The sequence below is a fragment of the Bradyrhizobium sp. T-12 genome (genome assembly GCF_058314695.1).
This window is the reverse complement of the sequence record NZ_JBZFQJ010000002.1, coordinates 956,271-979,288: the sequence shown is the minus strand read 5'-3', so window position 1 is coordinate 979,288 and position 23,018 is coordinate 956,271. Positions and strand designations below refer to the sequence as shown.

Genomic DNA, 23,018 nt, shown 5'->3' with positions numbered 1-23,018 from the left:
CTTTCCAATCCAAAACGGTTTTTGCAGCTCAGACGGCGGATTACCGTCTGCAGACTCAACACGATTCCCGAGTCGGCGCAAGAATGAAAGGATTAACTTTGCGCGCTCGCTCCTCCAGACCCATTCATCGCCGACCCCCCGCCACCCACAGCCACCTTAGCCGTCGAGGCATTGTGCGCGGCAGCGCCAGCGATCAAGGTGTCACCGGCCGGCGTTGGCCGCATCCTGCCCCGCTTTGGATTAAGCCGCATACGGATCTGGAACTGGCGGGCCGGAGCGCCGCTCAGCCCGGCGGGGCTTCCGTACCGACGTTAGAGGCTTCGCCAGATTCTCAGTACCGGCTATCGCATCACTCATGATTCCCAAAAGGGGACAGCCGCGGCGCCAACCATGAGTTCATCCGCGTCGCGACGCGAAGCTTCGTGCCTGGCTTTTTCCCAAATCCGCCGTGACGAGGAAAGGTGCGGTGCCTTTCTCAACACGATGTCATCACCTACTTTTGCGGCCTCAACATCCGGCATGAGCGACAACGGCTTTGTTATCGCGCCAAGCCTTCGCCAAGGGAGAGAATGGCGGTCACTAGGCCCGGCCACAAAGAAACGGGAAAGACCGAGCGCATTGCAGGCTTCGCTACGCGAGCGGCCACGCGCCTAGGACCCGCTATAACATGGTACCGTCCGCACGCGGCCCGAGGCCAAACCACCCGCCATGACCACGGATGACCTCCTCACCGCCTTAACTCCGGAAGAGGTCCGAGCGGTGAATTAGTTGGCGGGTTTTCTGATGCTCGCCGTTGGTTCAGGGCTACCTGGGCCACCCCGGACTCCTCCTTGGTCGCTCGGGGCTTCTGAGCCTAGCGAAACGAGCGGCAGGTGAACGGACCCCACGCTCCACGGTTGCCACGGCACTGTTGTCAGCTGACAACATGCGGGACAACTAGCGGCAAGGGAAACGGATGACGCCTGGAGACGGCGAATGGCGCTAGCGTTCGCGTTGCGCTGTCCAATCCATCAAGCGGGCAATGGTGCGGCACGAGCGAGGAATGCGCCACCCGCTGCTTGCATGCCGGGCGGGGGGCTGGATGGGTACAGACCGGGCTGAGTGCTGACAGATTAGACCGGGTTGATTCCTGACAGGCAAGGCTCGTCTGATTCGAAGGAGGATCAGGCGATGCCTTTCAGGGAGAGCAGTCCTGTGGAGGAGCGTGTCGCGTTGTTTCGAGAGTACGAGACGGGGGCATTTTCGGTGACGGAGCTGTGCGCGCGGCACGGCGTCAGCCGAGAGACGTTCTACGTCTGGAAGCGGCGTCGGGAGAGCGGGGAGCGGCGCTGGTTCGAGGAGCGCAGCCACGCGGCGGCGAGTTGCCCGCATGCGACGGCGGGGCGGCTGGCCGATCGCATCGTCGCGACGCGGCAGCGGTTTCCGCATTTCGGCCCGAAGAAGATCAAGGCATGGCTTGAGCATGAGCGGCCGGAGGTCGACTGGCCGGCAGCCTCGACGATCGGCGACATCCTGAAGCGTGAGGGCCTGGTCGAGGCGCGTCGGCGCCGACGCCGGGCGATTGCGCAAGGCGAGGTGGCGGCGCCGGCAAGCGCACCCAACGAAGAATGGGCGATCGACTTCAAGGGCTGGTTCCGAACCCGCGACGGCAACCGCTGCGATCCGCTGACCATCACCGATGCGGCGAGCCGCTATCTTATCGAAGTGCGCATCGTCGATCCGACGGGGGCGGGCGTCAGGAGCGCCCTGGAACGTGTTTTCAAGGACATCGGCCTTCCCGCCGCGATCCGCTCCGACAATGGTGCACCGTTTGGATCGACGGGGGCGGGCGGCCTTTCGGCGCTCTCGGTATGGTGGCTCAAGCTCGGTATCGAACCGCGCTACATCCCCCCGGCGAGCCCGCAGGACAACGGCCGGCACGAGCGCATGCACCGCACGCTGAAGGCCCAGACCACGAAGCCGCCCGCGGCAACGGTCGCCGAGCAGCAACGCCGCTTCGATGCCTTCCGCCACCACTTCAACCAGGAGCGGCCACATGAGGCGCTCGACCAGATGCCGCCCGTCAAACTCTGGCAGTCGCCCTCGCGCACCTTGCCACGCCGTCTCGATGACCCTTGGTACGACGCCGATCACGAGGTTCGCCGGGTGCGTCCCACCGGCGATATCAAATGGCGCGGCGAGCACGTTTTCGTTGGCGAGGCGCTCGCAGGTGAGCTCGTCGGCCTCTGTGAGCACGACACTAGCGGCCACCTCGTGCGCTTCTGCGGTCGCGATCTCGGGCTGATCAATTGCGAGCGGCGTTTCCTGCGCTTTGCTCCGCCGCGCGCGCGGCTCCGCATCGCGCAGGAAACGCCGCAGACAGGAGAACAATGATCGAATATTGTCAGGCATCAGCCCGGTCCAAAATGTCAGGAATCAACCCGGTGGACCATGCAACCCGCGCGATTGAAGTACTCGCATACCACGCCACTGCCCCCGAAGGGGCCTCCAACTTTTGGTCGAGCCTCGACAGTCCCAGCGGGGACTAGACTGCACCCCAAACCGACACAGATGGACTGGTCGGGTAAGGCGCTTGAGGAAACTACATTGTTGATCCGGCAATTTACCGCTCGGATGGATCCATCCCGCTCGAGACGATCCCCGCTCGGAACCGGCTCAAGAGCCTTTGTCTCGTAGTCTGCGGTCGGCCCCCGTACTGTTGTCAGCTGACAACATCTTGTGCGATGTGGGGGAGGGCAAAAGAGGCGCGATGAGAAAGCAGGCGAGTCGGCGTTGTCAGCTGACAACACCTCCTAGGTGATCTGCAGAATTCCGACGGGTCGCCCATTCGAGCACTTGTAGCCCGCGCGTCCGGCGAAACATGGTTAATGCATTTTAATGGTGAATCCGACACCAACACTTCGCAGCAAAACGTTGTCAGCTGACAACACAGCCTAGCTCAATCTAGGCCTTTGATACAGGCGTTCTCACGACTGGCCAGAGCGAGTGAAGGCCCGCGAAGCTCCAAATCGAACTACGGTTGGCTAATCGTTCGAACCCTTCTTGAAGAAGTCTCGTAACCGTTCTTTGACCATCCGCCGATACGCCGTTAGCTGGTCGGAACTGAACTCTTCAAGACGACCGTTGCCACGCCTACTCGCCAAATCTGGCTGCTATCTCCGCGAGGGGTAGTTCTCGATATGACCTTCGCACCGCCGCTACAGACTGCCTAATCATGCGCCAGACTCATGCGGGGCCCAGTGGGGGGCCATCGCCGCTTGTAGATGAGCCGCCCAGCAACTGCCCCCGCCGGTAGTAATGATGCCAACCGGGTTGCTCTACAGCTCTACAGGCGGACGGCCGAGGAAGGAGAATAGAGGCTAGGACTCCGACATCGGTTTAAAGACCGATCGGCACTAACGCTTGCACGCTCATCATAGCAGTTGAAGCTATGTCGCTATGACGGAAATTAGCGACATGATAGCTTCCGTGTCGCCGATTCTCATCAAAGTTATCAAGGCGTTGTCTAGTAGCTACAAAATACCAGAACCGTTGCCCTGGTCGGCGATTGCACTTCCGCTCGCAGCCGCGGAAGATGCTTTAGCCCGTCTAGATGAGCGCCTTGCGAAAAGCCCAATCCGAGACGGTTGGATTAGTCGGACGCACTTCACCGACGCATGCGCCACTCTATGGCTGGAAGGCGAACTCGTCCACCTCGAAGATCTCGTTCTTCATGACGCTGGCATGGATGTTCGTGCGCCAACTCACGAGCTGAGCCGAGCTCGCGATGTACTCCGCGCCCGCCGGCGCATTCACCGCGAGGGCCCCGACTGGGCTCTCTCGTCCGTCGGGATCACCGATCTGCGCGGGTTAGCCGGCACAAATGGAATAGAAGAGGAGGACTGCGAACCGCCGAACATCGGAACTACGCATCATGAGGCGGAGCAGGACAGCCATGTGCCGAGAACCCACGACTACTCTTCTGTAACTCAGAGCAATGACGGACTCGCGCAGGCTTTCGCAGAAATCGACGCCGCGATCGCCAAGACCGACCAGATCTTAACCAGCGATCTCCGTCGAATGACCGAGCGGGATCCACTGGTCTACGACCCCGATTGGGACGAAGAAAAGCGTCTTGCCGTCTGGAGACGCGGCCTTCAGCAAAGCAGGAGCCTGCCTCCGACGCTCGCGGCGGCCATTGCCGCGGACAGCTGGCGCAGTCTCGAGCCCCTTCAGCACCGACCCTGGCTTGGCCAGCTGCTTACGTCTGCGCTGCTAGGTCATCGGAGAAAAGCACGCTCACACCTGGCTTGCCTGCATGAGGGGCTGAAGACGATCCCGCGTGAGCGACGCCGCTCGCGCGACCTTGCAACCCGTCTCGTCGCGGAGCTTGAGGCCATCACGGCCGCTGGTGAGATTGGCCTGAAGACGCACGACAGGTGGCTGAACGAACGCACTCTGATGCTTCGAAGGGTGGCCGGCCATCGATCGACGTCGAAATTGCCGGCGCTTATCGATTACGTCTTCAGCCGGCCAGTCGTTTCTGCCGGCATGATCGCAGAAGAGCTGGATATCACACCGCGTGCAGCATTGAGTCTCGTAAATGAGCTTGGTCTGCGCGAGACCACTGGACGAGGGCGTTACCGAGCCTGGGGTGTTCTCTAAAAAAGATAACCTACCCGAGTGCCAGCAGACGACCAATCTGCCGGTTCCTAATGCCCGCAGGATCAACCCCGCCATCGAGAATTCCCGAGACTCTTGAAAAATACAGCTTGCGCCCAAGCGGGCCTCCGCACCGATTGATCCCCTCCTCCATGACTCGGACTCAACAAGAGAGATGGACAAACGGCCGATCTGCCGCAGGCTTCGTTCTCGTGACCTTGGAACGGCCTAAAGTCCTGCTGCCCATGCCGTTGCGGCGCTTGAGCTCGGCGGCTCTCCTAAGCTCAGCCTGCCGCGAACGGACAGGGGACTCGATGCTCGTGACCACCCACAGGCGAAAACGATAGCGGGTGGTGGGCTTGTCGATGGGGCTAAGGCCCATGTATCATCTGCATCCTTTCCTTGGGCTCCGGCGCTACGAGAATGACAGGGTATCCCGACCGCGGCAATCGTATCCCGTTGCGTGGTGTCGCTGGCGGCGATCACCGCGATCGTAGGCAGGAGCCGGGCAGATCAGCTGGCGATTGCCGGAGGGCTGAAGGCTGAAGGCTGCATCATTCATTGGCAGCGGTTTACAGAGTCATGCAACAGCCGCGTTGGACGGCCCATTCATCATTATTTTGCTCGAGCGGGATCGCGCCGATCAGGCGTACGATGGCGTCTTCGTTCAGGAAGATGCCGACCACCTCGGTGCACCGCTTAATCTCGTCGTTAAGGTCCTCGATTGGGTGGTGGAGTGCTGCTTGGTCCGGGGCTGCGGCGAGAAGGTCACATAGGCCAGCACATCGGTCCAAGCCTCGCCAGCAAGCGCGCAAGCTTGGGCAATTTTGGCGGAGCTGGTCGGCGACCTTGCACCATTGCGCCTTTTCTGTCTCCGCATCGTCTGGGCAAACGCAGTAGCAATGAACGCTGAGACGACGCGGCGTCCACTTTTTTGCCGGCATGCGCCGGGGCGTTGTTAGAGGCAATGCCGGAGACGCCGATGTCAGCGTCCGCCGAACGCCCTGAAATAGTGTTCGATCAAAAATTGCTGCAGATCCTCGTCTGCCCGCTGACTAAGGACCCGCTGGAATTTGGCTCGGCCAAGCAGGAGCTGATCTCGCGATCGCGCAAGTTCGCTGACCCGCCCGTTTTCATAATCCGTTAGGCAAAGCGGCGATCTGGCACGGGATTTGATCTCAAGAGCCTGGGTGCTCGGGTAGTGAAACTTTACCGTCGTGGCGAACAAGTCGAGAAACGCCCGGCCACTTCCGGGCCGGGCCCAAGCGGGGATAGAACCCATGAAAATGGTTATGGCAATTATCAAGCCATTCAAGCTGGAAGACGTCCGTGACGCCCTGACCGACATTGGTGTTCACGGTCTCACGGTGACAGAAGTCAAGGGATATGGCCGTCAGAAGGGCCATACGGAAATCTATCGCGGCGCCGAATATGCCGTGAACTTCCTGCCCAAGATCAAGATCGAGGTCGCTGTCGCTTCTGATCAGGTCGACAAGACCATCGAGGCCATCACGTCCGCTGCGAAAACCGGGCAGATCGGCGACGGCAAGATCTTCGTCATCAATCTCGTCCACGCGGTCCGCATCCGCACCGGAGAGACCGACGCCGCGGCCCTTTGATTTCGCGGCCTGGATCTACCTTTCGATAACCCGAGCTTCGGTGTGGTGCCGTGCCAGTTCGCGCGCAGTTCTTCCGGATCGGAACCGTGTTTTTCGCGAGATGCACCGCGGCCTATCGACAGCGGCTCGGGTCGCTGTAGTCCGATCGCGCAAACCGGCGCCGCACTCGCTAGAGCTGGCCCTCGATCGCTTTCTCGGAACCGGAAGCATCGCGTCGGGAGCATTCCTTCAATGCGGCGGAGGAACTCGGGCCGATTGCTGAGCAGCACGTCGTGCTGTTCAGCAGATCGCCTATGCGCCGCATTGCGGACCGTGTCACTAAAGGTACCGTCGCGTTCGCCAACAGTTTGGCACGTTCCAGACAGTAGGCGCGTTTGCGTTCCGACGGAAACGGGGCGGCCGTGTGGCGGTCGGCGATGATGTTTTTGAGCGTTGGGCATTCTCGTGATGAGCGCCACATCTGACCGCTTCCCGCGACAATGAGGCGCGGGAGAAGAATGCTTCGACCATGAGATTGTACCCTCGCGAGCTCCCGGGCATGCATGTAGAGGAGAGTGCCAAGCTACGATGGTCAACTTCTTGCAAAGTCCTTCGAACAACGTCGGCGCGTTTCGACATTCAGTCCAGGCGCCAGAGCATCACGCGGCGAAGTTTTCACAACTTATGCCGTCCCGCTGCAGCGAGCCTCGGGCTTTGACAGCTCGTAGCCGCCGTACTGCCTGAGCTCTTAAGACCAAGCTGCGCATCTGCGTAATCTGTATGCACGGGCTCAAGTGCACTTGCTGCCTGGAGAGCTTTATGCGGATCATCGCAAACCGCCGCTTAAGGAAGCGGGGCTGTCGATGATCTCGCTCGGCGCGACGGGCTATCATGGCGGCCGCTGGAGGCCAACCCGAGGCAATCTTTCCGGCAAATGCGGGCCAAATGTAAGGGCCAAGTACCTCGCGGCTCAAGACAATCCACCGCATCCAGACAAGTGCTAACGTCGCGGGCATTTCGATGCCGGCCGGTTGGCCGAGAATGGACGACGAGCAGGCTAGCAAGGGCTATTGCCTCTACAAAATGGCTGCAAGGGGAAACCACCTAACGCTTGCTCGACCAGAGTGCGCAGCAATTCGGTATTGAGAACACCATGGCGACGTTCGTCCATGCGGCATGTGATGGGGCTGAAATGCCTTACGAGCAAGCGCGGAAGCGCCGCCCACGAATTCAGTCGAACTCAGAGAGTACAATGATGGGCATTCAGACGCCCAACCGATTCACGCTCGGTAACTCCAGCGAGGGCGATCTTGTCGATCCGCTGACCAGGATCGAATTCACCTGCTTATCGAGGTGAATGTCGATTCCGATAATGTGATCCGCAACGCGGTCTCAACGAGACGATGCGGCGTGGTATTGGGCGCGCGATGCCTTGGCGTTCACCGAGCGAATTTGCTGGGTCTGTACCGGCACGCACGCGCCGGCACCTGCGCGCAGTAGTGAACCGCTTGGCATCGTCATCCGGGAGATTCCCAGTTTAAACCTGTTACATCATGCAACTATGCATGACTATCTCGTGCATTTTTTGTCACGTGCATGCTCTGGATTGGGCTGGCTTCGGTCGGCGCGGTCTTCGCAGTCGAGGCTGACGCCAAGGCGGCCTCAGCACTTGCGCAATCGATCTCATTCGTCGCGTTACTGCTCACCAGGCTCACCAGGCTCGTGCAAACAAAGAAACTCGATCCATTCAAGAGCGCATTTTCGAGGCACCCAGCGTACAAGCTTTCGCCGTAGGCGAACCTAATGGCGGTGGCACATTGCCTGCAGGCGCTCGATCTCTAGAAGGACGTCGACAAACTCCACGTGCTGTTACGGCGGCAAGAACCCGCATGCGAACTGGCTAGTTGGAGTGCACCCAATGTCGAAAGAGGAATACAATGAACGGGTCGCAATTCGAGCGCGGAAACATCGTGGCAGAAGAGCTGTCGGCGACGGTCGCCTCGAAAACGACCGATCCGATTCAGGAACACAATTCCCGCCCCAAAGCCGAAGGCCTGTACGATCCGAGCCTGGAGAAGGATTCCTGTGGCGTCGGCTTCATCGCCAACATCAAGGGCCAGAAGTCGCATGAGATCGTCTCGGATGCGCTGAGCATCCTCTGCAATCTCGAGCATCGCGGCGCCGTCGGCGCCGACCCGCGCGCCGGTGACGGCGCCGGCATCCTGGTGCAGATCCCGCACGCCTTCTTCAGCCGCAAGGCCAAGGAGAACAAGTTCGAGCTACCCGCGCCGGGTGAATACGCCATCGGCGCGCTGTTCATGCCGCGCGACACCGCCTGGCGCAACGTCATCAAGAGCATCATCGCCGACCAGATCAAGGCGGAGGGCCTGACCCTGCTCGGCTGGCGCGACGTGCCGACCGACAATTCCTCGCTCGGCGTCACCGTGAAGCCGACCGAGCCTGCCTGCATGCAGGTGTTCATCGGCCGCAATGGCGTTGCCAAGACCGAGGACGAGTTCGAGCGCCGGCTCTACATCCTGCGCAAGTCGATCTCGCAGGCGATCTACCAGCGCCGCGACCGCGGCCTCGCCGGCTATTACCCCTGCTCGATGTCCTGCCGCACCGTGATCTACAAGGGCATGTTCCTCGCCGACCAGCTCGGCAAGTACTACCCTGATCTGCACGAGAAGGATTTCGAGAGCGCGCTGGCGCTGGTGCATCAGCGCTTCTCGACCAACACCTTCCCGGCCTGGTCGCTGGCGCACCCCTATCGCATGATCGCGCATAACGGCGAGATCAACACGTTGCGCGGCAACACCAACTGGATGGCGGCGCGCCAGGCTTCGGTGAGCTCCGAGCTGTACGGCAAGGACATCAGCCGGCTCTGGCCGATCTCCTACGAGGGACAGTCGGACACCGCCTGCTTCGACAACGCGCTGGAATTCCTGGTGCAGGGCGGCTACTCGCTGCCGCACGCCGTCATGATGATGATTCCGGAGGCGTGGGCCGGCAATCCGCTGATGGATGAGAAGCGCCGCGCCTTCTACGAATATCACGCCGCGCTGATGGAGCCGTGGGACGGCCCGGCCGCGATCGCCTTCACCGACGGCCGCCAGATCGGCGCCACGCTCGACCGCAACGGATTGCGGCCGGCGCGCTATCTCGTGACCAAGGACGACCGCATCGTGATGGCGTCCGAAATGGGCGTGCTGACCATCCCCGAGGACCAGATCATCACCAAGTGGCGCCTGCAGCCCGGCAAGATGCTGCTGGTCGACCTCGAACAGGGCCGCCTGATTCCCGACGACGAGATCAAGGCCGAGCTCGCCAAGAGCCATCCCTACAAGGAGTGGCTGGAGCGGACCCAGATCGTGCTGGAAGACCTGCCGAAGGTGCCGACCACGGGCGTGCGATCCAACCTCTCGCTGCTCGATCGCCAGCAGGCGTTCGGCTACAGCCAGGAAGACATCGCGATCCTGATGACGCCGATGGCGGCCACGGGGGAGGAAGCCGCGGGCTCGATGGGCAACGACACGCCGATCTCGGCGCTGTCGGACAAGGCCAAGCCGCTGTTCACCTATTTCAAGCAGAACTTCGCCCAGGTCACCAATCCGCCGATCGACCCCATCCGCGAGGAGCTGGTGATGAGCCTCGTCTCGATCATCGGGCCACTGCCGAACCTGTTCGACCTGCAGGGCATGGCCACCACCAAGCGCCTCGAAGTCCGTCAGCCGATCCTGACCGATGCGGACCTGGAAAAGATCCGCTCGATCCCGGAAGTGGCCGAGTCGCACTTCAAGCCGCGCACGCTGGACACCACGTTCCACGCCGGCCTCGGTGCGGCGGGTATGGACCAGGTGCTGGACGAGCTCTGCGCACGCGCGGAAGTCGCCGTGCGCGAAGGTGTCAACATCATCATCCTGTCCGACCGCATGGTCGGCACCGACCGGGTGCCGATCCCCTCGCTGCTGGCCTGCGCCTCCGTGCATCATCATTTGATCCGCACGGGCCTGCGCACCTCGGTTGGCCTCGTCGTCGAATCCGGCGAGCCGCGCGAAGTGCACCACTTCGCTTGCCTTGCCGGCTACGGCGCCGAAGCGATCAATCCTTACCTCGCGTTCGAAACCATCATCGCGATGAAGGACCGCCTGCCCGGCTCGCTCGACGACTACGAGATCGTCAAGCGCTACATCAAGTCGATCGGCAAGGGGCTGCTCAAGGTGATGTCCAAGATGGGCATCTCGACCTACCAGTCCTATTGCGGCGCGCAGATCTTCGACGCGGTCGGCCTCAAGGCGGATTTCGTCGGCAAGTTCTTTGCCGGCACGCATACCCGCGTCGAGGGTGTCGGTCTTGGCGAGATCGCGGAAGAGGCGGTGCGCCGCCATGCCGACGCGTTCGGCGAGGCTCAGGTCTACAAGACCGCGCTCGATGTCGGCGGCGAATATGCCTATCGCAGCCGCGGCGAGGACCATGCCTGGACCGCCGAGTCGGTCGGCCTGCTGCAGCATGCCGCGCGCGGCAATTCGCTGGAGCGCTATCGCGCCTTCGCCAAGATCCTCAACGAACAGTCGGAGCGTCTGCTGACGCTGCGCGGCCTGTTCCGGATCAAGAACGCGGAGGAAGAAAAGCGCAAGCCGGTGCCGCTCGACCAGGTCGAGCCGGCCAAGGACATCGTCAGACGTTTCGCCACCGGCGCGATGAGCTTCGGCTCGATCTCGCGCGAGGCGCACACCACGCTCGCGATCGCCATGAACCGGATCGGCGGCAAGTCGAACACCGGTGAAGGCGGCGAGGAAGCCGACCGCTTCAAGCCGATGCCGAACGGCGATTCCATGCGCTCGGCGATCAAGCAGGTCGCCTCGGGCCGCTTCGGCGTCACCACGGAGTATCTCGTCAACTCCGACATGATGCAGATCAAGATGGCGCAGGGTGCCAAGCCCGGCGAAGGCGGCCAGCTGCCCGGCCACAAGGTCGACGCCACCATCGCCAAGGTCCGGCACTCGACGCCGGGCGTCGGCCTGATCTCGCCGCCGCCGCACCACGACATCTACTCGATCGAGGATCTGGCGCAGCTCATCTACGACCTCAAGAACGTCAACCCGACGGGCGACGTCTCGGTCAAGCTGGTCTCCGAGATCGGCGTCGGCACGGTCGCCGCGGGCGTCGCCAAGGCGCGCGCCGACCATGTCACCATCGCGGGCTTCGAGGGCGGCACCGGCGCTTCGCCGCTGACCTCGATCAAGCACGCCGGCTCGCCGTGGGAGATCGGCCTTGCCGAGACCCATCAGACGCTGGTCCGCGAGCGGCTGCGCAGCCGCATCGTGGTCCAGGTCGACGGCGGCTTCCGCACCGGACGTGACGTCGTGATCGGTGCGCTGCTCGGGGCCGACGAGTTCGGCTTCGCCACCGCGCCCTTGATCGCGGCCGGCTGCATCATGATGCGCAAGTGCCATCTCAACACCTGCCCGGTCGGCGTCGCGACCCAGGACCCCGTCCTGCGCAAGCGCTTCACCGGCCAGCCCGAGCACGTCATCAACTACTTCTTCTTCGTCGCCGAGGAAGTGCGCGAGATCATGGCCTCGCTCGGCTTCCGCACCTTCAACGAGATGGTCGGCCAGGTTCAGCTGCTCGACCAGACCAGGCTGGTCGCGCACTGGAAGGCCAAGGGCCTCGACTTCTCCAAGCTGTTCGTCAAGCAGAAGGAAGAGAAGGGCCAGAAGATCTATCACTCCGAGCGCCAGAACCATCATCTGGAGGCTGTGCTCGACCGCACGCTGATCGAGAAGGCGACGCCTGCGCTCGACCGCGGCGCGCCGGTGAAGATCGAGGCCAAGATCAACAGCACCAACCGCTCTGCCGGCGCGATGTTGTCGGGCGTGGTCGCCAAGATCTACGGCCATGCCGGGCTGCCGCACGACACCATCCATGTCGGCCTCAAGGGCACTGCCGGCCAGGCCTTCGGCGCGTGGCTGGCGCAGGGCGTCACCTTCGAGCTCGAAGGTGAAGCCAACGACTATGTCGGCAAGGGGCTCTCGGGCGGCAAGATCATCGTCAGGCCGCCGGCCAACAGCGGCATCGTGCCGGAAGAGAGCATCATCGTCGGCAACACCGTGATGTACGGCGCCATTCAGGGCGAGTGCTACTTCCGCGGCATCGCCGGCGAACGCTTTGCCGTGCGCAATTCCGGCGCGGTGGCGGTGGTCGAGGGCGCGGGCGACCATTGCTGCGAATACATGACCGGCGGCATCGTGGTCGTGCTCGGCAAGACCGGGCGCAACTTCGCGGCCGGCATGTCCGGCGGCATCGCCTATGTGCTGGACGAGACCGGTGACTTCGACAAGCTGTGCAATCTGTCGATGGTCGAGCTCGAGCCGGTGCTGTCGGAAGAGCTGATCAACGCCGGCACCTACAACCACTCCGGTGACCTCGAGGCGCATGGCCGGGTCGACGTCTTCAAGAACCTGCTCGACTCCGACGTCGAGCGGCTTCACGTCCTGATCTCGCGCCACGCCAAGGCGACCGGCTCCAAGCGCGCCGCCGATATCCTTGCCAACTGGAAGGAATGGCTGCCTAAATTCCGCAAGGTGATGCCGGTCGAGTACCGGCGCGCGCTGCGCGAACTGGCCGCCAACGCGGACGCCGAGCCGAAAATCTAAATCGGGGCGTAAGAAAACGATCTCATGGTGAGTGGGGCGCGAAGACCGCCTCGTAAATACACAAGGCCGTCGCCGACAGCTTTAATTACCAAATCAAACTGATCGCGATGCAACATTGAGGCGTGTTAGGCCTCGCCAGACGGACCGTGTTTCTTGGCGGCGGATCGAGGTCAAGCGACTGAAGACGCTGGAGGAGGAGAATGCGAAGCTGAAGAAGCTTCTGGCCGAGCAGATTCGATGCGGCTGCCCTTCGCGAGCTCCTTTCAAAGAAGGGGAGGGGGCCCCCCCGCCACGCGCGCTGCCGTCTGCAGGCTGTCATGAGCCTGTCGGTGCGGAGCGCCTGCTCAATCATCAGCGCGGACCGGAAGATGATCCGCTATCAGTCCAGCCGCCCGCTGGATGCGGAGCTGCGCGGCCGGTTGCGCGATCTCGCCACCGGGCGGCGGCGGTCGTTCGGCTACCGCCGGGTGTTCGTCCTCTTACGACGGGAAGCAGAGCCATGGGGGATCAGCCGGATCTACCGGCATTATCGGGAAGAAGCACTCGCGTCCGCAAGCGGTGAGCTCGCCGCAAGGCCGTGGGGACCCGGCCCCGATTCTGGTGCAGGCCAGGCCCAATGCACGCTGGTCGCTGGACTTCGTTCATGACCAGTTCGGCATGGACGGCACTTCCGCATTCTCAACATCGTCGATGACGTGACCAAAAAGTGCCGGGGGGCTGTTCCGGATACGTCGGTCTCGGGCCAGCGCGTCGCCCGCGAGCTGACGTTCGTCGAGCGACGGGGCAAGCTACGGATGATCGTGTCCGACCATGGCACCGAGTTTCACCTCCAATGCCATGCTGCCTGGTGCAAAGGACACAATCATCGACTGGTACTTCATTGCGCCCAAAAAGCCGATGCAGAACGGCTTCATCGAAAGCTCCAACGGCTCGATGCGTGACGAACTCCTGAACAAGACCCCGTTTTCGATCTTGACGACACCCGCGCCAAGATCGTCCGCTGGGTCGCTGACTACGATATCCGGCGCCCTCACTCGTCGCTAAATACCTCACCCAGCGGCCTATGCCGTCCAACTCACCGCAAGGACGACCGGTTACGCAAACCCGACCAGCTCCGCCGATCGTCCGCTGCTACACACGCGCCGCTCAGCGTACAAAACCCTGAGCCTCTAACCGCTGCCGGATGAGTGGCAGGTCATGCCGATTATACAAGGATTGATCTGTCCAGGATCAACTTATCGCCCCGCCGCTCGGGGTACTGCGATGCGTCTCGTTTGGATGCCGAGCCACGAGATGCTTGCGGATTTCCAGGCTGTTATGGCTCAAGCCGAAGGTAAGAACTGCTGAATCGCGCGCTGTTGGCATGTGATCACCAAACAGTTGCGGGGAGACTTGATATGAATGGGCTGCTTCATCAGGTCTGACAGCTGTTTAACTGCATCGATGATCATCACTGGTCGACTCCCGGCGGACCTCCTGATGTGAGGCGGCCTAATGGGCACGTCACCTACGACTCGCTGGAGAGTTTGATTGATTGTCTCACTAGCGACGCGCCGATCAGACGAGTGACTCCTCGCCTTCCGTATTTGAAAGGAACAATCAGGCGTTGGTACGACAGCTGAACTTTGTCGTTCAAATGGGGGCGAAGAATCTTGGCATCGACCTCATCTAGGCGAGGTTGGTGCGTTTCTAGGACGGACTCGTACATACGATGCACCCATCGCCCATATTCATAATCCGGTTGTTCATCAACCGGAATGCCGGGCGCATTCTCCCGCCAGGTCTTGCTGAAGATTTCGAAGCCGGCTCCGAGATCGATAATGGTGAGGCGACCAGCCACGGCCTCAATTGCGGCGAACCTGACCGCGGCTGGGGAGCACAACGCCTTCTTCAGAGCTGTCAGATCGGCGGTTCGGTCCGAACAGTCCCAGTAGGACAAAAGCATGGATAGTGGACCTTGGCAGCCTACCAAAGTCTCAATCGGCATCTGCCTGTATCGAATGTTTGTCGCCGCTCGCTGGCAAGGCTCGCCTAGCCGCTGATTTATATATGTGACCGCTTGCGAACGAGTTGAAAACAACTTGTCGGCGAGGTCTACCGAATTTGAAATGACCATTCGCTCCACCCCAAGGTCGCTGACAAGATTGATCGCCGCAGCAACGCTGACTGGGGTGGCAGTCTCAAACCGGATTCGTATCTGTGCCGACCCGGGGCGGAACAGAGCAACTGTCACGAAACCCATATTATTGATGAGATAACTCAGGAAATCGAATTCGGTCACTGGGTAGTGTAGAAAACATTTACGCAGAGCTGAAGAACATGCGTCCCAAGCGTGGCCGCGATCGTCCAGTACGATTGTCCGCATGAGGGCCTCACGGCAAATCTGAGTGCCATTGTTTGCGCCAACTATGCGACTACAAAACATCGCGCCCGCGCGCTTGCACAGTACCGCCGGCAGCTGGCAGCTGCGAAACAAGATGCCAATCCAATGCAAGCATCAACCTGCCGAAGTTGGTAGCCCAGAATGGGCCCGCACGACGGGACCTCATTGGCTGCGGGACATTCCTACCAGGGCTGGTCATTGATCGTCTGTAGCGGTCGTGTATCAACTCGTGAATGATGAAAACGGTCGGGAAATGGTCGTCTGATACTGAAATCAGTCGCCGAACAACCCGCAGAGAGTTCTTATGCATTTCCAGTCAATATCGCTCATCCCCGACACTCACGACGATCTGATTCTAATCCCCAGGGTCGAGGCGGAGATCGCGCGATATGGCATGAATGAGAGGCTGAGTCGCGCCTATACCGTCCCTTCGACGATCAGCCCGATCCAAGGCCGCTACCGGAGACCAGGATCATTACCGGCGCTGTTGCAGACATGTTTGACGCGCTGGTTGCGTCATTGAGCGATACCCGGCTGGAGCCCGACCTCGATGATCTCCTCTGGCCGACGGTCAACCTGTTCCATCGCGCCGTCGAACGCATCGAGCGCCAGCTCGACGTCAACGAACAGGCGCAGCAGAAGAGCCAGCGCGAGCAGAACGGCTCGGAAGTGCGCTCGGTCGAGCTTGAGCGCCTAACCGCCGAGGGCATCTCGCTGATCGAGCGCCGCAACTGTCTCGAACTCTTCCGCGACCAGGCGATCGAGCGCTTCGAAGTCCACACGGGGTCTGCTTGGCGCCCACGGTCGGGATCACTGGTCAGCCATCGCACGCTCACCGCGGCGATAATCGATTCCCGCGACTTCATCGCAGCCAAGCGCCGCTCGGAAACCGAGATCATGGTGCCGCCGGGTCCGAAGATCGCCCTGACCGGTGGGCTCGACTTCAACGACTATAGCCTCGTCTGGGATCGGCTCGACAAGGTGCACGCCAAGCATCCCGACATGGTTCTGCTGCACAGCGCTTCACCGAAAGGCGCCGAGCTGATCGGCTCCAAATGGGCAACCAGCAAGTGCCACAGATCGCATTCAAACCGGATTGGACCAAACACGCCAAGGCAGCGCCCTTCAAGCGCAATGACGCGATGCTCGAACTGCTGCCGATCGGCGTCCTGCATTTCCCCGGCACGGGCATTCAGGACAACCTTGCCGATAAGGCAAAGCGGCTTGGCATTCCGGTCTGGAAGTTTGGCGGCGCGTGAGCGCCGTCTTGCCGTCAACCGACGAGTGGCGAGGCCGCACCCGCCGTAACTCCGCCTCGTTTTGTTTATACGTCGGCGGCTGGGCTGCGGTGGTGGTGGAAGGCGCGAGCGCTCACACGCGTGCCTTGGAGCCACCACCATGCTCGCCCTCGGGCTTCTTCTCAATATTGCTGGTATCGGCCTATTTGCTGGCTGATCGTTGTGCTAGCGGTCTATGCGCTGCGCTTTTTGTTGCGATCAATATCGGATTGATGGCGTTCAACAGCGGTGCGGGCATTGTCGGCGCACTGCTCGTCGGCACAGTTTGCGCTGTGCTCACACTCGCAGCCGGCCAGCTGGCCATTACCCTTAGCCGCCACGTGGCCCTGCGACTTGCAATTGCGGCCGTGTTCGTCGTTCCCGCGGCCGTTGCCGGCTATCACGTGGTGTTCGCGCTCTCACAGATCGGAGCGCCGTCGCTGGCTTGGCGCGAGGTCTTCGCATGGCTGGGCGCGGTTTGCATCGGCTCGTCAACATTCACGCGCTTGACGCTCATCTCGAAGACCCGCCCGATCGAGCCGGAAAGGACGGGCGGAGAGCCGTCCCGCCCCGTTCTCACGGCCGCGGCAAACGAGGGATGAACTTTCCGCGCTTTTGTCGTCGAACAGGTCGCAGAATAAGCACCCTCGACGATGGATGATGCTCACCAGAGCAGAGGAGGCGGACGGTCCTCTCAGAAACCTTCGAACACGTGCTGGAGATTTCCGATCCGGCACACATAGCTGCCACGGCTGGACCCGCCGCACCGCTTGACCGCTTTGCCGGGACGATGCCGCCCATTCCCGCAGATTGTTTCTCTTCCTTCCCGAACCGTTCCGACCTCTTGTGCAGAGGAACCGAAATTCGCCAAGCTTCTCCCCGGGTTTGAGGTTCAGCACGCGGACGCACGAGGCCTCTTTGATGGCTCGATCTGGCCGAAGACCGGCTGCGCCTCGATCGGCTGAGCCGCAACGCCGTTGCTGCGACTTTCTTCCCCTGGGCTCACGCCCATTCCTCGCGAGACAAGAAAGTCTCTTCAACGGCGTCCTCCGCTGCGCTTCAGCCCGCGAGCGGGTGCGTCGCCGATCGTCCTCGCCCTTGAGATCGCCATCGAGGCCGCGGTGGTCGCGGGCTCGAAACACAACGGAGAAGCAAGATGGCTAATATCGGAACTTTCAAGAAGGTCGGCAATGATTTCCAGGGCGAGATCGTCACGCTGAGCTTGCAGGCTAGGGGCGTCCGCATCGTCGCCGAGACCAACCGCTCCAACGAGAACGCGCCCAGCCACCGCATCTATGTGGGTCGGGCCGAGATCGGCGCAGCCTGGTCGAAGCGCTCCGAAGAGGGCCGCGACTACCTCTCGATCAAGCTTGACGATCCCTCCTTCAACGCGCCGATCTACGCGAGCCTGTTCGACGACGAAGGTGGCGAGGGCTACAACCTGCTCTGGTCCCGGCCGCGCAAGAACGGCGAGTGAGATCCTCCGCCAAGCCCCGCCCGGTTCGCCGGGCGGGGTAATATCTCCATCGGAGAAGCATCTCGCTAATACGCGACACTGCGGTCGCATCCGCCGGTTGTCCGCAACTGCGGGCGTCAAGCTATCCCCGAGCAAAACCCTCGATCGTGCGGCGGACACGCACTTTGCCGGGACCAACGTGGTAGTCTTTTATCACAGCGCCTTCCAGAGCTTGCTCGGCCATGGTGGAGCGGTTGCGCTGGCGCAGGTAGTCGTGCCAGGTGTGGAAGTGATAGCGCTCGATCCACGCTTCTGGGTCTGCCATGTTTTGTGCGATCGACCAACCGTAGGCGCCATTGCGCTGCCTGACGAGCCGAAGCTCTTGCATGGCCTCCCGAAAGTCCGGAGCGTTTTTCTGCTCCACCCGATATTCGATCTCGATCACCACAGGTCCGTCGCGCCCCCTGACCGGCAACCGCACCTGCGGATCTTCGAGGAGGCTTCCCTCTTCGGCACCCTCACCAACAGAAGGCATCCGCAATCGTAGGCCGACCAGAGGAGATGCCAGCATCAGCGAGGCTGCGACAAGCAGCGCTGTTTCAACGCCGGCGATGTCGGTGAGATGTCCCCACCCCCAGCTGCCTATGGCAAGACCGCCGGATGCGGCGGCCTGGTACGCCGCCAGAGACCTCGCGGCAACCCAGCGGGGTGCAGAAAGCTGTACGCCGATGTTCAAGAGCGTCCAAGACAACGTCCACCCTGTACCAGCCAGAACCAATCCGAACGCAGCCATCAACGGATTGTGGCTTAGTGCCAGAGTTGCAATACCCGCTGCCATGGACAGCGTGCAGCATCTCATGGCGGCTTCGCTACTTAAGCGCTCGCGCACCAGCGAGATATTGATCGCTCCCAAAATGGCTCCCAGGCCAAAGGCGCCCAGCATCACGCCGTAAGTTGGCGCGCCACCGAGAAGGCGATCACGTACGACCACTGGCAACAGCGCCAGGATAGCTCCGCTGACCAACCCGAATATGATCGTTCGGACCAACACGATCATAATAGGTGGCGAGTTCGTGATGTACCGGACGCCCAACAGGATGGCATGGCCGAGCCGTTCCGGTGGGAGACGCGACCGCTCACTTGCGCGCTTCCATAGATAGAGCGCGGCGATAAGTGGCACGAACGAGATCGTGTTGAATGTGAACGCGGCTACGGTCCCGGCGGAGGCCACAATGATACCCCCGACTGCCGGACCTACGCTCCGCGCGATGTTGTAGCTGATGCCATTCAACGCAACTGCGGCGGGCAGGGCTTGTGGAGGCACTTGCTCGCCCACTGCCGCCTGCCACGCGGGTCCCAACATCGCGGTGCCACAGCCTGCTGCAAAGCAGAGACCAAGCAAGAGGTCCGGCGTAAGCAATCCCAGCAAAGCGAGTACCGCCAGCGTAGCGCTGGCGGTCAGTGCAATACCGAGTGAAATCAATGCCACGATGCGCCGGTCATGCAGGTCAGCAATTGCGCCGGCCGGAATCGCAATGAGCATCACCGGCAATCCGAGAGCGGTTTGGACCAGCGCGACCTTGTCCGCTGACGATGACATTTCGGTCATAGCCCAGGCCACCCCGACTCCCTGTACCAAACTACCGAGATTTGACACCAGGCTGGCGGTCCAGATGCGGCGGAACGTGCGGTGCCGCAGAGGGGCGGTAATGCGATCGGCCTTGGCAGAGTGGAGGCGAGCTTCAAGGTCAGGCGAGGTTGGCTCAGCTTCCTCGGTCGTCGACCGCTCTTTCGGCTTGCCCGGAGCCAGGACAGGGCCGTTCAATGAGCGAAGCGAATTATCTGGACACACGAAGGTCTGCCTTTCGGCGGACCTTTTCGCGGTCCTACCGATCCCTTAGAATCACACATTATACCCATGCCCGCCGAAGAATTGCAGTGACGAAGTCCTACTTCGCGCCGGATTGCCGCACCGAGAACAAATGCCCGTGAGGCGGGATAAAACATATCTGACATGTGCAGTGGCTCGACGATGAGCTGAGGGCCGCGATATCTGGTTCTCGGCGTCCGGGGGCCGTACTGATCAGTTCTCGCAGATGTCCTGCGGTACGTGCACGCAGCACTGGCCTGGGTCATCACCTGAATGGCCTTAATCTGCAACGGTGAGGCAGCGTTCACATGGATGACGCTGCTAGGATAGACGTACTCGACTGGACGGCCGAGGCGGTGAACTACCGACTCACCCAGTTATTGCGGCCGCGATGCGCAAAGCCGGACCGTTAGGACGTTCCTCATCGTCATACAGATTTCTAAGATTGGTAGCCGACGAGGCATGATGTCGTGTGAGCAGCTTAACGGCTTGCCTATGAAGTGCTACGAACAAGCAGCACCGATTATCACGTCTCGCCCCACATAGCTCCGGCGCCGGGACGAAGCGCACCGCTTGACCGGCTTTGCGGGGACGATGCCGCCCATTCCCGCAGATTGTTTCTCTTCCTTCCCGAACCGTTCCGACCTCTTGTGCAGAGGAACCGAAATTCGCCAAGCTTCTCCCCGGGTTTGAGGTTCAGCACGCGGACGCACGAGGCCTCTTTGATGGCTCGATCTGGCCGAAGACCGGCTGCGCCTCGATCGGCTGAGCCGCAACGCCGTTGCTGCGACTTTCTTCCCCTGGGCTCACGCCCATTCCTCGCGAGACAAGAAAGTCTCTTCAACGGCGTCCTCCGCTGCGCTTCAGCCCGCGAGCGGGTGCGTCGCCGATCGTCCTCGCCCTTGAGATCGCCATCGAGGCCGCGGTGGTCGCGGGCTCGAAACACAACGGAGAAGCAAGATGGCTAATATCGGAACTTTCAAGAAGGTCGGCAATGATTTCCAGGGCGAGATCGTCACGCTGAGCTTGCAGGCTAGGGGCGTCCGCATCGTCGCCGAGACCAACCGCTCCAACGAGAACGCGCCCAGCCACCGCATCTATGTGGGTCGGGCCGAGATCGGCGCAGCCTGGTCGAAGCGCTCCGAAGAGGGCCGCGACTACCTCTCGATCAAGCTTGACGATCCCTCCTTCAACGCGCCGATCTACGCGAGCCTGTTCGACGACGAAGGTGGCGAGGGCTACAACCTGCTCTGGTCCCGGCCGCGCAAGAACGGCGAGTGAGATCCTCCGCCAAGCCCCGCCCGGTTCGCCGGGCGGGCTTTCCGCACATCGGCGCGAATTCCATGGGCTCGGAATGCGAATCTTAATTTTGCGATGGATTCAGCACTAGCCACAGGTCGGCGCCACTGAGATCGGCAAACCCCTTCGCACCGGCCTGTTACGATCAGGGCCATCTCGCTCCAAAGACGGCCCACGCGTTACACAAGCGACGTAGGCGTATATCCCGCGATTGTCGAAACAGAGGGTGTTATTTCTTCTTGCGGTCAAGTCGGGTCGATTTGCGCCCTTTAGGCAATGTTTTATGGATCGTAGCGCCCTTTGGTAATGGAAGGAATAACTCGTTGAGTTGGACACCGAGGGTGTCAGCCAACCGGTCAAGCAAATCAATCGTAGGATTTTCCAACTTCCGCTCAAGACCACTCATATACGAACGATCTATTCCCGCGTCATAAGCCAATTGCTCCTGCGGAATACCGCGATCGACGCGTATCCGGCGTATATTCCAGGCTACGAGTGCGCGAGCTTTCATTTGCGCAGGCAGCCATTTGGTGGCCCATTAAACCACTGGATATGGCCCGACTATTTAAGTAGGCTCTCGATAGAGAGACCGTTCAGCACGCCATCACCAGAACATCCCGTGTCTCCCAAGGAGGTTGCTGGCGCAGCTGAAACGGTAAGACTTTTGTAGGCCGTTGGAGCCGTCGACGTGCGAACAGTGCTGTCCGAACCATCGTCGCACCTGTGGGAAGCGTCCTACCCTCACTTGGGGCAGGTGCTTTGGCTTTTTCGGAAACAGTTACTTCCGCTTGGCCAGTTTTCCTTCGTTTCGCGCCTCCTCGTCCGGCGCGATGAGATCAACCGGAGTGACGCCCAACGCACTGGCGAGCTGGAACAGGCTTACGACGGTTGGATTGCGGCGGCCGCGTTCCAAGTCGCTGATGTATTGTTGAGTAAAGCCGGACAGGTCGGCGAACTTCTCCTGCGTAAAGCGCTTTTGCTTCCGCAGCTTTGCGAAATTCCGGCCGACCAACTTGCGCATGTCCATTCGCGCAAGTTGCGTCTTACATACTATGAGGTTTATCTCCTATAGTATGTATCTGCACCGACCCCGGAATACGACTAAAATGAGACCGCTCGTCAATCGCGCGTCCAGGAACCTTGCAATTATTCGATGTTTGTTGTCAGCCCATGACCAAGTTCAACTTAAATCCCGAAGTGGCCGATGCCCCTCCCGCTGGGGACGCCATGACCTCCTACGACGAACAGCATGTCGTAACCTACATGCGCCTTCTGCAGGCGGAGAGCGAGGGGGCCGATTGGTCCGAGGTCGCTCGGATCGTGTTGCACATCGACTCCGATCGCGAGCCGGAGCGTGCGCGTACTGCATACCAGACACATGTTCAGCGCGCGAAGTGGTTGACCGAACAGGGACGTCTGTTGCGCGGACCTAGATCAACCTAGAATAGTTTTCTAGACGGCTTTGGTTCTGACGACACCTTTTTCTCGGCACTCGGGCGTGGTGACTCACGTGCACCACGTGGTGACAAGCTGGCATCTTTTCCCAAAGGCCTGTTCGCAGCTATTGCGCCGTCATCGTTGTTAGCTCTTTGCAATGAGGCGGATGTTATGGCCCAAGTCGATTGGCGCTCCCCGGACTCCTACGACTACCTGAATAATGCTGACCCCACTGATATCGCTTGGGAGTTCGTGCGTCGCAATCCTGAATACCAACGTGACTACCAGGCTGTGATCGCCAAGAGCCCGACGGGTGAAGTCACCGAGGAATTCAGGAGGAAGTGGGGCATCTGCTTTCGCCCATGACCCGCAGCGGTCCTTTGATCAACAGACAATCT

Annotated in this window: 19 protein-coding genes and 3 pseudogenes; 16 read left to right on the top strand and 6 right to left on the bottom strand. The window is 61.0% G+C overall.

The window, feature by feature from the left end:
* Positions 1-1,170 precede the first annotated feature (1,170 nt).
* Both AC0WRY_RS38895 and AC0WRY_RS38890 read left to right on the top strand, forming a co-directional pair.
* Positions 1,171-2,373: an integrase core domain-containing protein gene (locus tag AC0WRY_RS38895; RefSeq protein WP_128929795.1), complete on the top strand. Its 1,203-nt coding sequence runs from the start codon at positions 1,171-1,173 to the stop codon at positions 2,371-2,373.
* Between the two features lie 1,083 nt (positions 2,374-3,456).
* A complete protein-coding gene (locus AC0WRY_RS38890; RefSeq protein ID WP_128929796.1) occupies positions 3,457-4,644 on the top strand; it encodes an RHE_PE00001 family protein in 1,188 nt (395 codons plus the stop codon).
* 590 nt (positions 4,645-5,234) lie between these two features.
* Here AC0WRY_RS38890 and AC0WRY_RS38885 read toward each other — a convergent pair.
* Positions 5,235-5,585, bottom strand: a pseudogene (locus tag AC0WRY_RS38885) (transposase); the annotation flags it as partial.
* Between the two features lie 38 nt (positions 5,586-5,623).
* Between AC0WRY_RS38885 and AC0WRY_RS38880 the strand changes: the two are divergent.
* The 8 genes and pseudogenes from AC0WRY_RS38880 (at position 5,624) to AC0WRY_RS38845 (ending at position 14,085) form a co-directional block, all read left to right on the top strand.
* On the top strand, positions 5,624-5,788 hold the full coding sequence (locus AC0WRY_RS38880) for a Trm112 family protein (protein WP_128929798.1): 165 nt from the start codon (positions 5,624-5,626) through the stop codon (positions 5,786-5,788).
* A gap of 133 nt (positions 5,789-5,921) precedes the next feature.
* Complete coding sequence (glnK, locus tag AC0WRY_RS38875) at positions 5,922-6,260, top strand: P-II family nitrogen regulator (RefSeq protein WP_128929799.1); 339 nt, start codon at positions 5,922-5,924, stop codon at positions 6,258-6,260.
* 1,090 nt (positions 6,261-7,350) lie between these two features.
* Complete coding sequence (locus tag AC0WRY_RS38870; RefSeq protein ID WP_237874327.1) at positions 7,351-7,596, top strand: hypothetical protein; 246 nt, start codon at positions 7,351-7,353, stop codon at positions 7,594-7,596.
* Positions 7,597-7,671: 75 nt separating this feature from the next.
* Positions 7,672-8,043 carry a nickel-dependent hydrogenase large subunit gene (locus AC0WRY_RS38865; RefSeq protein ID WP_232995620.1) on the top strand — a complete coding sequence of 124 codons (372 nt, stop codon included), beginning with the start codon at positions 7,672-7,674 and terminating at the stop codon, positions 8,041-8,043.
* A 133-nt stretch (positions 8,044-8,176) separates the two neighbouring features.
* Positions 8,177-12,898, top strand: coding sequence for a glutamate synthase large subunit (gene gltB / locus AC0WRY_RS38860; RefSeq protein WP_128955105.1), 4,722 nt, complete (start codon positions 8,177-8,179; stop codon positions 12,896-12,898).
* Between the two features lie 317 nt (positions 12,899-13,215).
* The gene (locus AC0WRY_RS38855; RefSeq protein ID WP_371746377.1) at positions 13,216-13,545 is read left to right on the top strand and encodes a hypothetical protein; all 330 of its coding nucleotides are present in this window, start codon (positions 13,216-13,218) and stop codon (positions 13,543-13,545) included.
* A gap of 48 nt (positions 13,546-13,593) precedes the next feature.
* Entirely contained in the window at positions 13,594-13,839 is a 246-nt protein-coding gene (locus AC0WRY_RS38850) for a hypothetical protein (protein ID WP_371746376.1), read from the top strand.
* Positions 13,736-14,085: pseudogene (locus AC0WRY_RS38845) on the top strand (integrase core domain-containing protein). The gene AC0WRY_RS38850 and the pseudogene AC0WRY_RS38845 overlap by 104 nt, the downstream one beginning before the upstream one ends.
* Positions 14,086-14,220: 135 nt before the next feature.
* Here AC0WRY_RS38845 and AC0WRY_RS38840 read toward each other — a convergent pair.
* Both AC0WRY_RS38840 and AC0WRY_RS38835 read right to left on the bottom strand, forming a co-directional pair.
* Positions 14,221-14,352, bottom strand: coding sequence for a hypothetical protein (locus AC0WRY_RS38840; RefSeq protein ID WP_256438973.1), 132 nt, complete (start codon positions 14,350-14,352; stop codon positions 14,221-14,223).
* A 53-nt stretch (positions 14,353-14,405) separates the two neighbouring features.
* On the bottom strand, positions 14,406-15,263 hold the full coding sequence (locus AC0WRY_RS38835; protein WP_128929800.1) for a hypothetical protein: 858 nt from the start codon (positions 15,261-15,263) through the stop codon (positions 14,406-14,408).
* Between the two features lie 438 nt (positions 15,264-15,701).
* Between AC0WRY_RS38835 and AC0WRY_RS38830 the strand changes: the two are divergent.
* From AC0WRY_RS38830 to AC0WRY_RS38820, 3 genes and pseudogenes are all read left to right on the top strand, one after another.
* A pseudogene (locus AC0WRY_RS38830) lies at positions 15,702-16,540 on the top strand (DUF2493 domain-containing protein); the annotation flags it as partial.
* Positions 16,537-17,160 carry a hypothetical protein gene (locus AC0WRY_RS38825; protein ID WP_313753974.1) on the top strand — a complete coding sequence of 208 codons (624 nt, stop codon included), beginning with the start codon at positions 16,537-16,539 and terminating at the stop codon, positions 17,158-17,160. The pseudogene AC0WRY_RS38830 and the gene AC0WRY_RS38825, both read left to right, overlap by 4 nt.
* Before the next feature lie 554 nt (positions 17,161-17,714).
* Complete coding sequence (locus AC0WRY_RS38820) at positions 17,715-18,035, top strand: DUF736 domain-containing protein (protein ID WP_128929802.1); 321 nt, start codon at positions 17,715-17,717, stop codon at positions 18,033-18,035.
* A gap of 121 nt (positions 18,036-18,156) precedes the next feature.
* Here AC0WRY_RS38820 and AC0WRY_RS38815 read toward each other — a convergent pair whose 3' ends face one another.
* Positions 18,157-19,725, bottom strand: a complete 1,569-nt coding sequence (locus AC0WRY_RS38815; RefSeq protein WP_232995657.1) for an MFS transporter — start codon at positions 19,723-19,725, stop codon at positions 18,157-18,159.
* A gap of 1,119 nt (positions 19,726-20,844) precedes the next feature.
* Between AC0WRY_RS38815 and AC0WRY_RS38810 the strand changes: the two genes are divergently transcribed.
* On the top strand, positions 20,845-21,165 hold the full coding sequence (locus AC0WRY_RS38810) for a DUF736 domain-containing protein (RefSeq protein ID WP_128929802.1): 321 nt from the start codon (positions 20,845-20,847) through the stop codon (positions 21,163-21,165).
* Between the two features lie 247 nt (positions 21,166-21,412).
* Here the strand turns inward: AC0WRY_RS38810 and AC0WRY_RS38805 are convergent, their stop codons facing one another.
* Both AC0WRY_RS38805 and AC0WRY_RS38800 read right to left on the bottom strand, forming a co-directional pair.
* Positions 21,413-21,694 (bottom strand): helix-turn-helix domain-containing protein, encoded by a 282-nt coding sequence (locus AC0WRY_RS38805; RefSeq protein ID WP_128955107.1) that lies wholly within the window; start codon positions 21,692-21,694, stop codon positions 21,413-21,415.
* A gap of 267 nt (positions 21,695-21,961) precedes the next feature.
* Entirely contained in the window at positions 21,962-22,210 is a 249-nt protein-coding gene (locus tag AC0WRY_RS38800; protein WP_128929805.1) for a helix-turn-helix domain-containing protein, read from the bottom strand.
* Between the two features lie 143 nt (positions 22,211-22,353).
* Between AC0WRY_RS38800 and AC0WRY_RS38795 the strand changes: the two genes are divergently transcribed.
* On the top strand, positions 22,354-22,626 hold the full coding sequence (locus AC0WRY_RS38795; RefSeq protein WP_128929806.1) for a DUF2285 domain-containing protein: 273 nt from the start codon (positions 22,354-22,356) through the stop codon (positions 22,624-22,626).
* 165 nt (positions 22,627-22,791) lie between these two features.
* The gene (locus AC0WRY_RS38790) at positions 22,792-22,986 is read left to right on the top strand and encodes a transcriptional regulator domain-containing protein (RefSeq protein ID WP_128929807.1); all 195 of its coding nucleotides are present in this window, start codon (positions 22,792-22,794) and stop codon (positions 22,984-22,986) included.
* Positions 22,987-23,018 lie beyond the last annotated feature (32 nt).

What these genes read in the sequence shown, in the direction of transcription:
- AC0WRY_RS38890 (WP_128929796.1), top strand. Translation starts at nt 3,457, where the DNA reads ATGATAGCTTCCGTGTCGCCGATTCTCATCAAAGTTATCAAGGCGTTG.
- glnK (WP_128929799.1), top strand. Translation starts at nt 5,922, where the DNA reads ATGAAAATGGTTATGGCAATTATCAAGCCATTCAAGCTGGAAGACGTC.
- AC0WRY_RS38795 (WP_128929806.1), top strand. Translation starts at nt 22,354, where the DNA reads ATGACCAAGTTCAACTTAAATCCCGAAGTGGCCGATGCCCCTCCCGCT.
- gltB (WP_128955105.1), top strand. Translation starts at nt 8,177, where the DNA reads ATGAACGGGTCGCAATTCGAGCGCGGAAACATCGTGGCAGAAGAGCTG.
- AC0WRY_RS38820 (WP_128929802.1), top strand. Translation starts at nt 17,715, where the DNA reads ATGGCTAATATCGGAACTTTCAAGAAGGTCGGCAATGATTTCCAGGGC.
- AC0WRY_RS38855 (WP_371746377.1), top strand. Translation starts at nt 13,216, where the DNA reads ATGAGCCTGTCGGTGCGGAGCGCCTGCTCAATCATCAGCGCGGACCGG.
- AC0WRY_RS38800 (WP_128929805.1), bottom strand. Translation starts at nt 22,210, where the DNA reads ATGGACATGCGCAAGTTGGTCGGCCGGAATTTCGCAAAGCTGCGGAAG.
- AC0WRY_RS38805 (WP_128955107.1), bottom strand. Translation starts at nt 21,694, where the DNA reads ATGAAAGCTCGCGCACTCGTAGCCTGGAATATACGCCGGATACGCGTC.
- AC0WRY_RS38880 (WP_128929798.1), top strand. Translation starts at nt 5,624, where the DNA reads ATGTCAGCGTCCGCCGAACGCCCTGAAATAGTGTTCGATCAAAAATTG.
- AC0WRY_RS38835 (WP_128929800.1), bottom strand. Translation starts at nt 15,263, where the DNA reads ATGCGGACAATCGTACTGGACGATCGCGGCCACGCTTGGGACGCATGT.
- AC0WRY_RS38810 (WP_128929802.1), top strand. Translation starts at nt 20,845, where the DNA reads ATGGCTAATATCGGAACTTTCAAGAAGGTCGGCAATGATTTCCAGGGC.
- AC0WRY_RS38790 (WP_128929807.1), top strand. Translation starts at nt 22,792, where the DNA reads ATGGCCCAAGTCGATTGGCGCTCCCCGGACTCCTACGACTACCTGAAT.
- AC0WRY_RS38895 (WP_128929795.1), top strand. Translation starts at nt 1,171, where the DNA reads ATGCCTTTCAGGGAGAGCAGTCCTGTGGAGGAGCGTGTCGCGTTGTTT.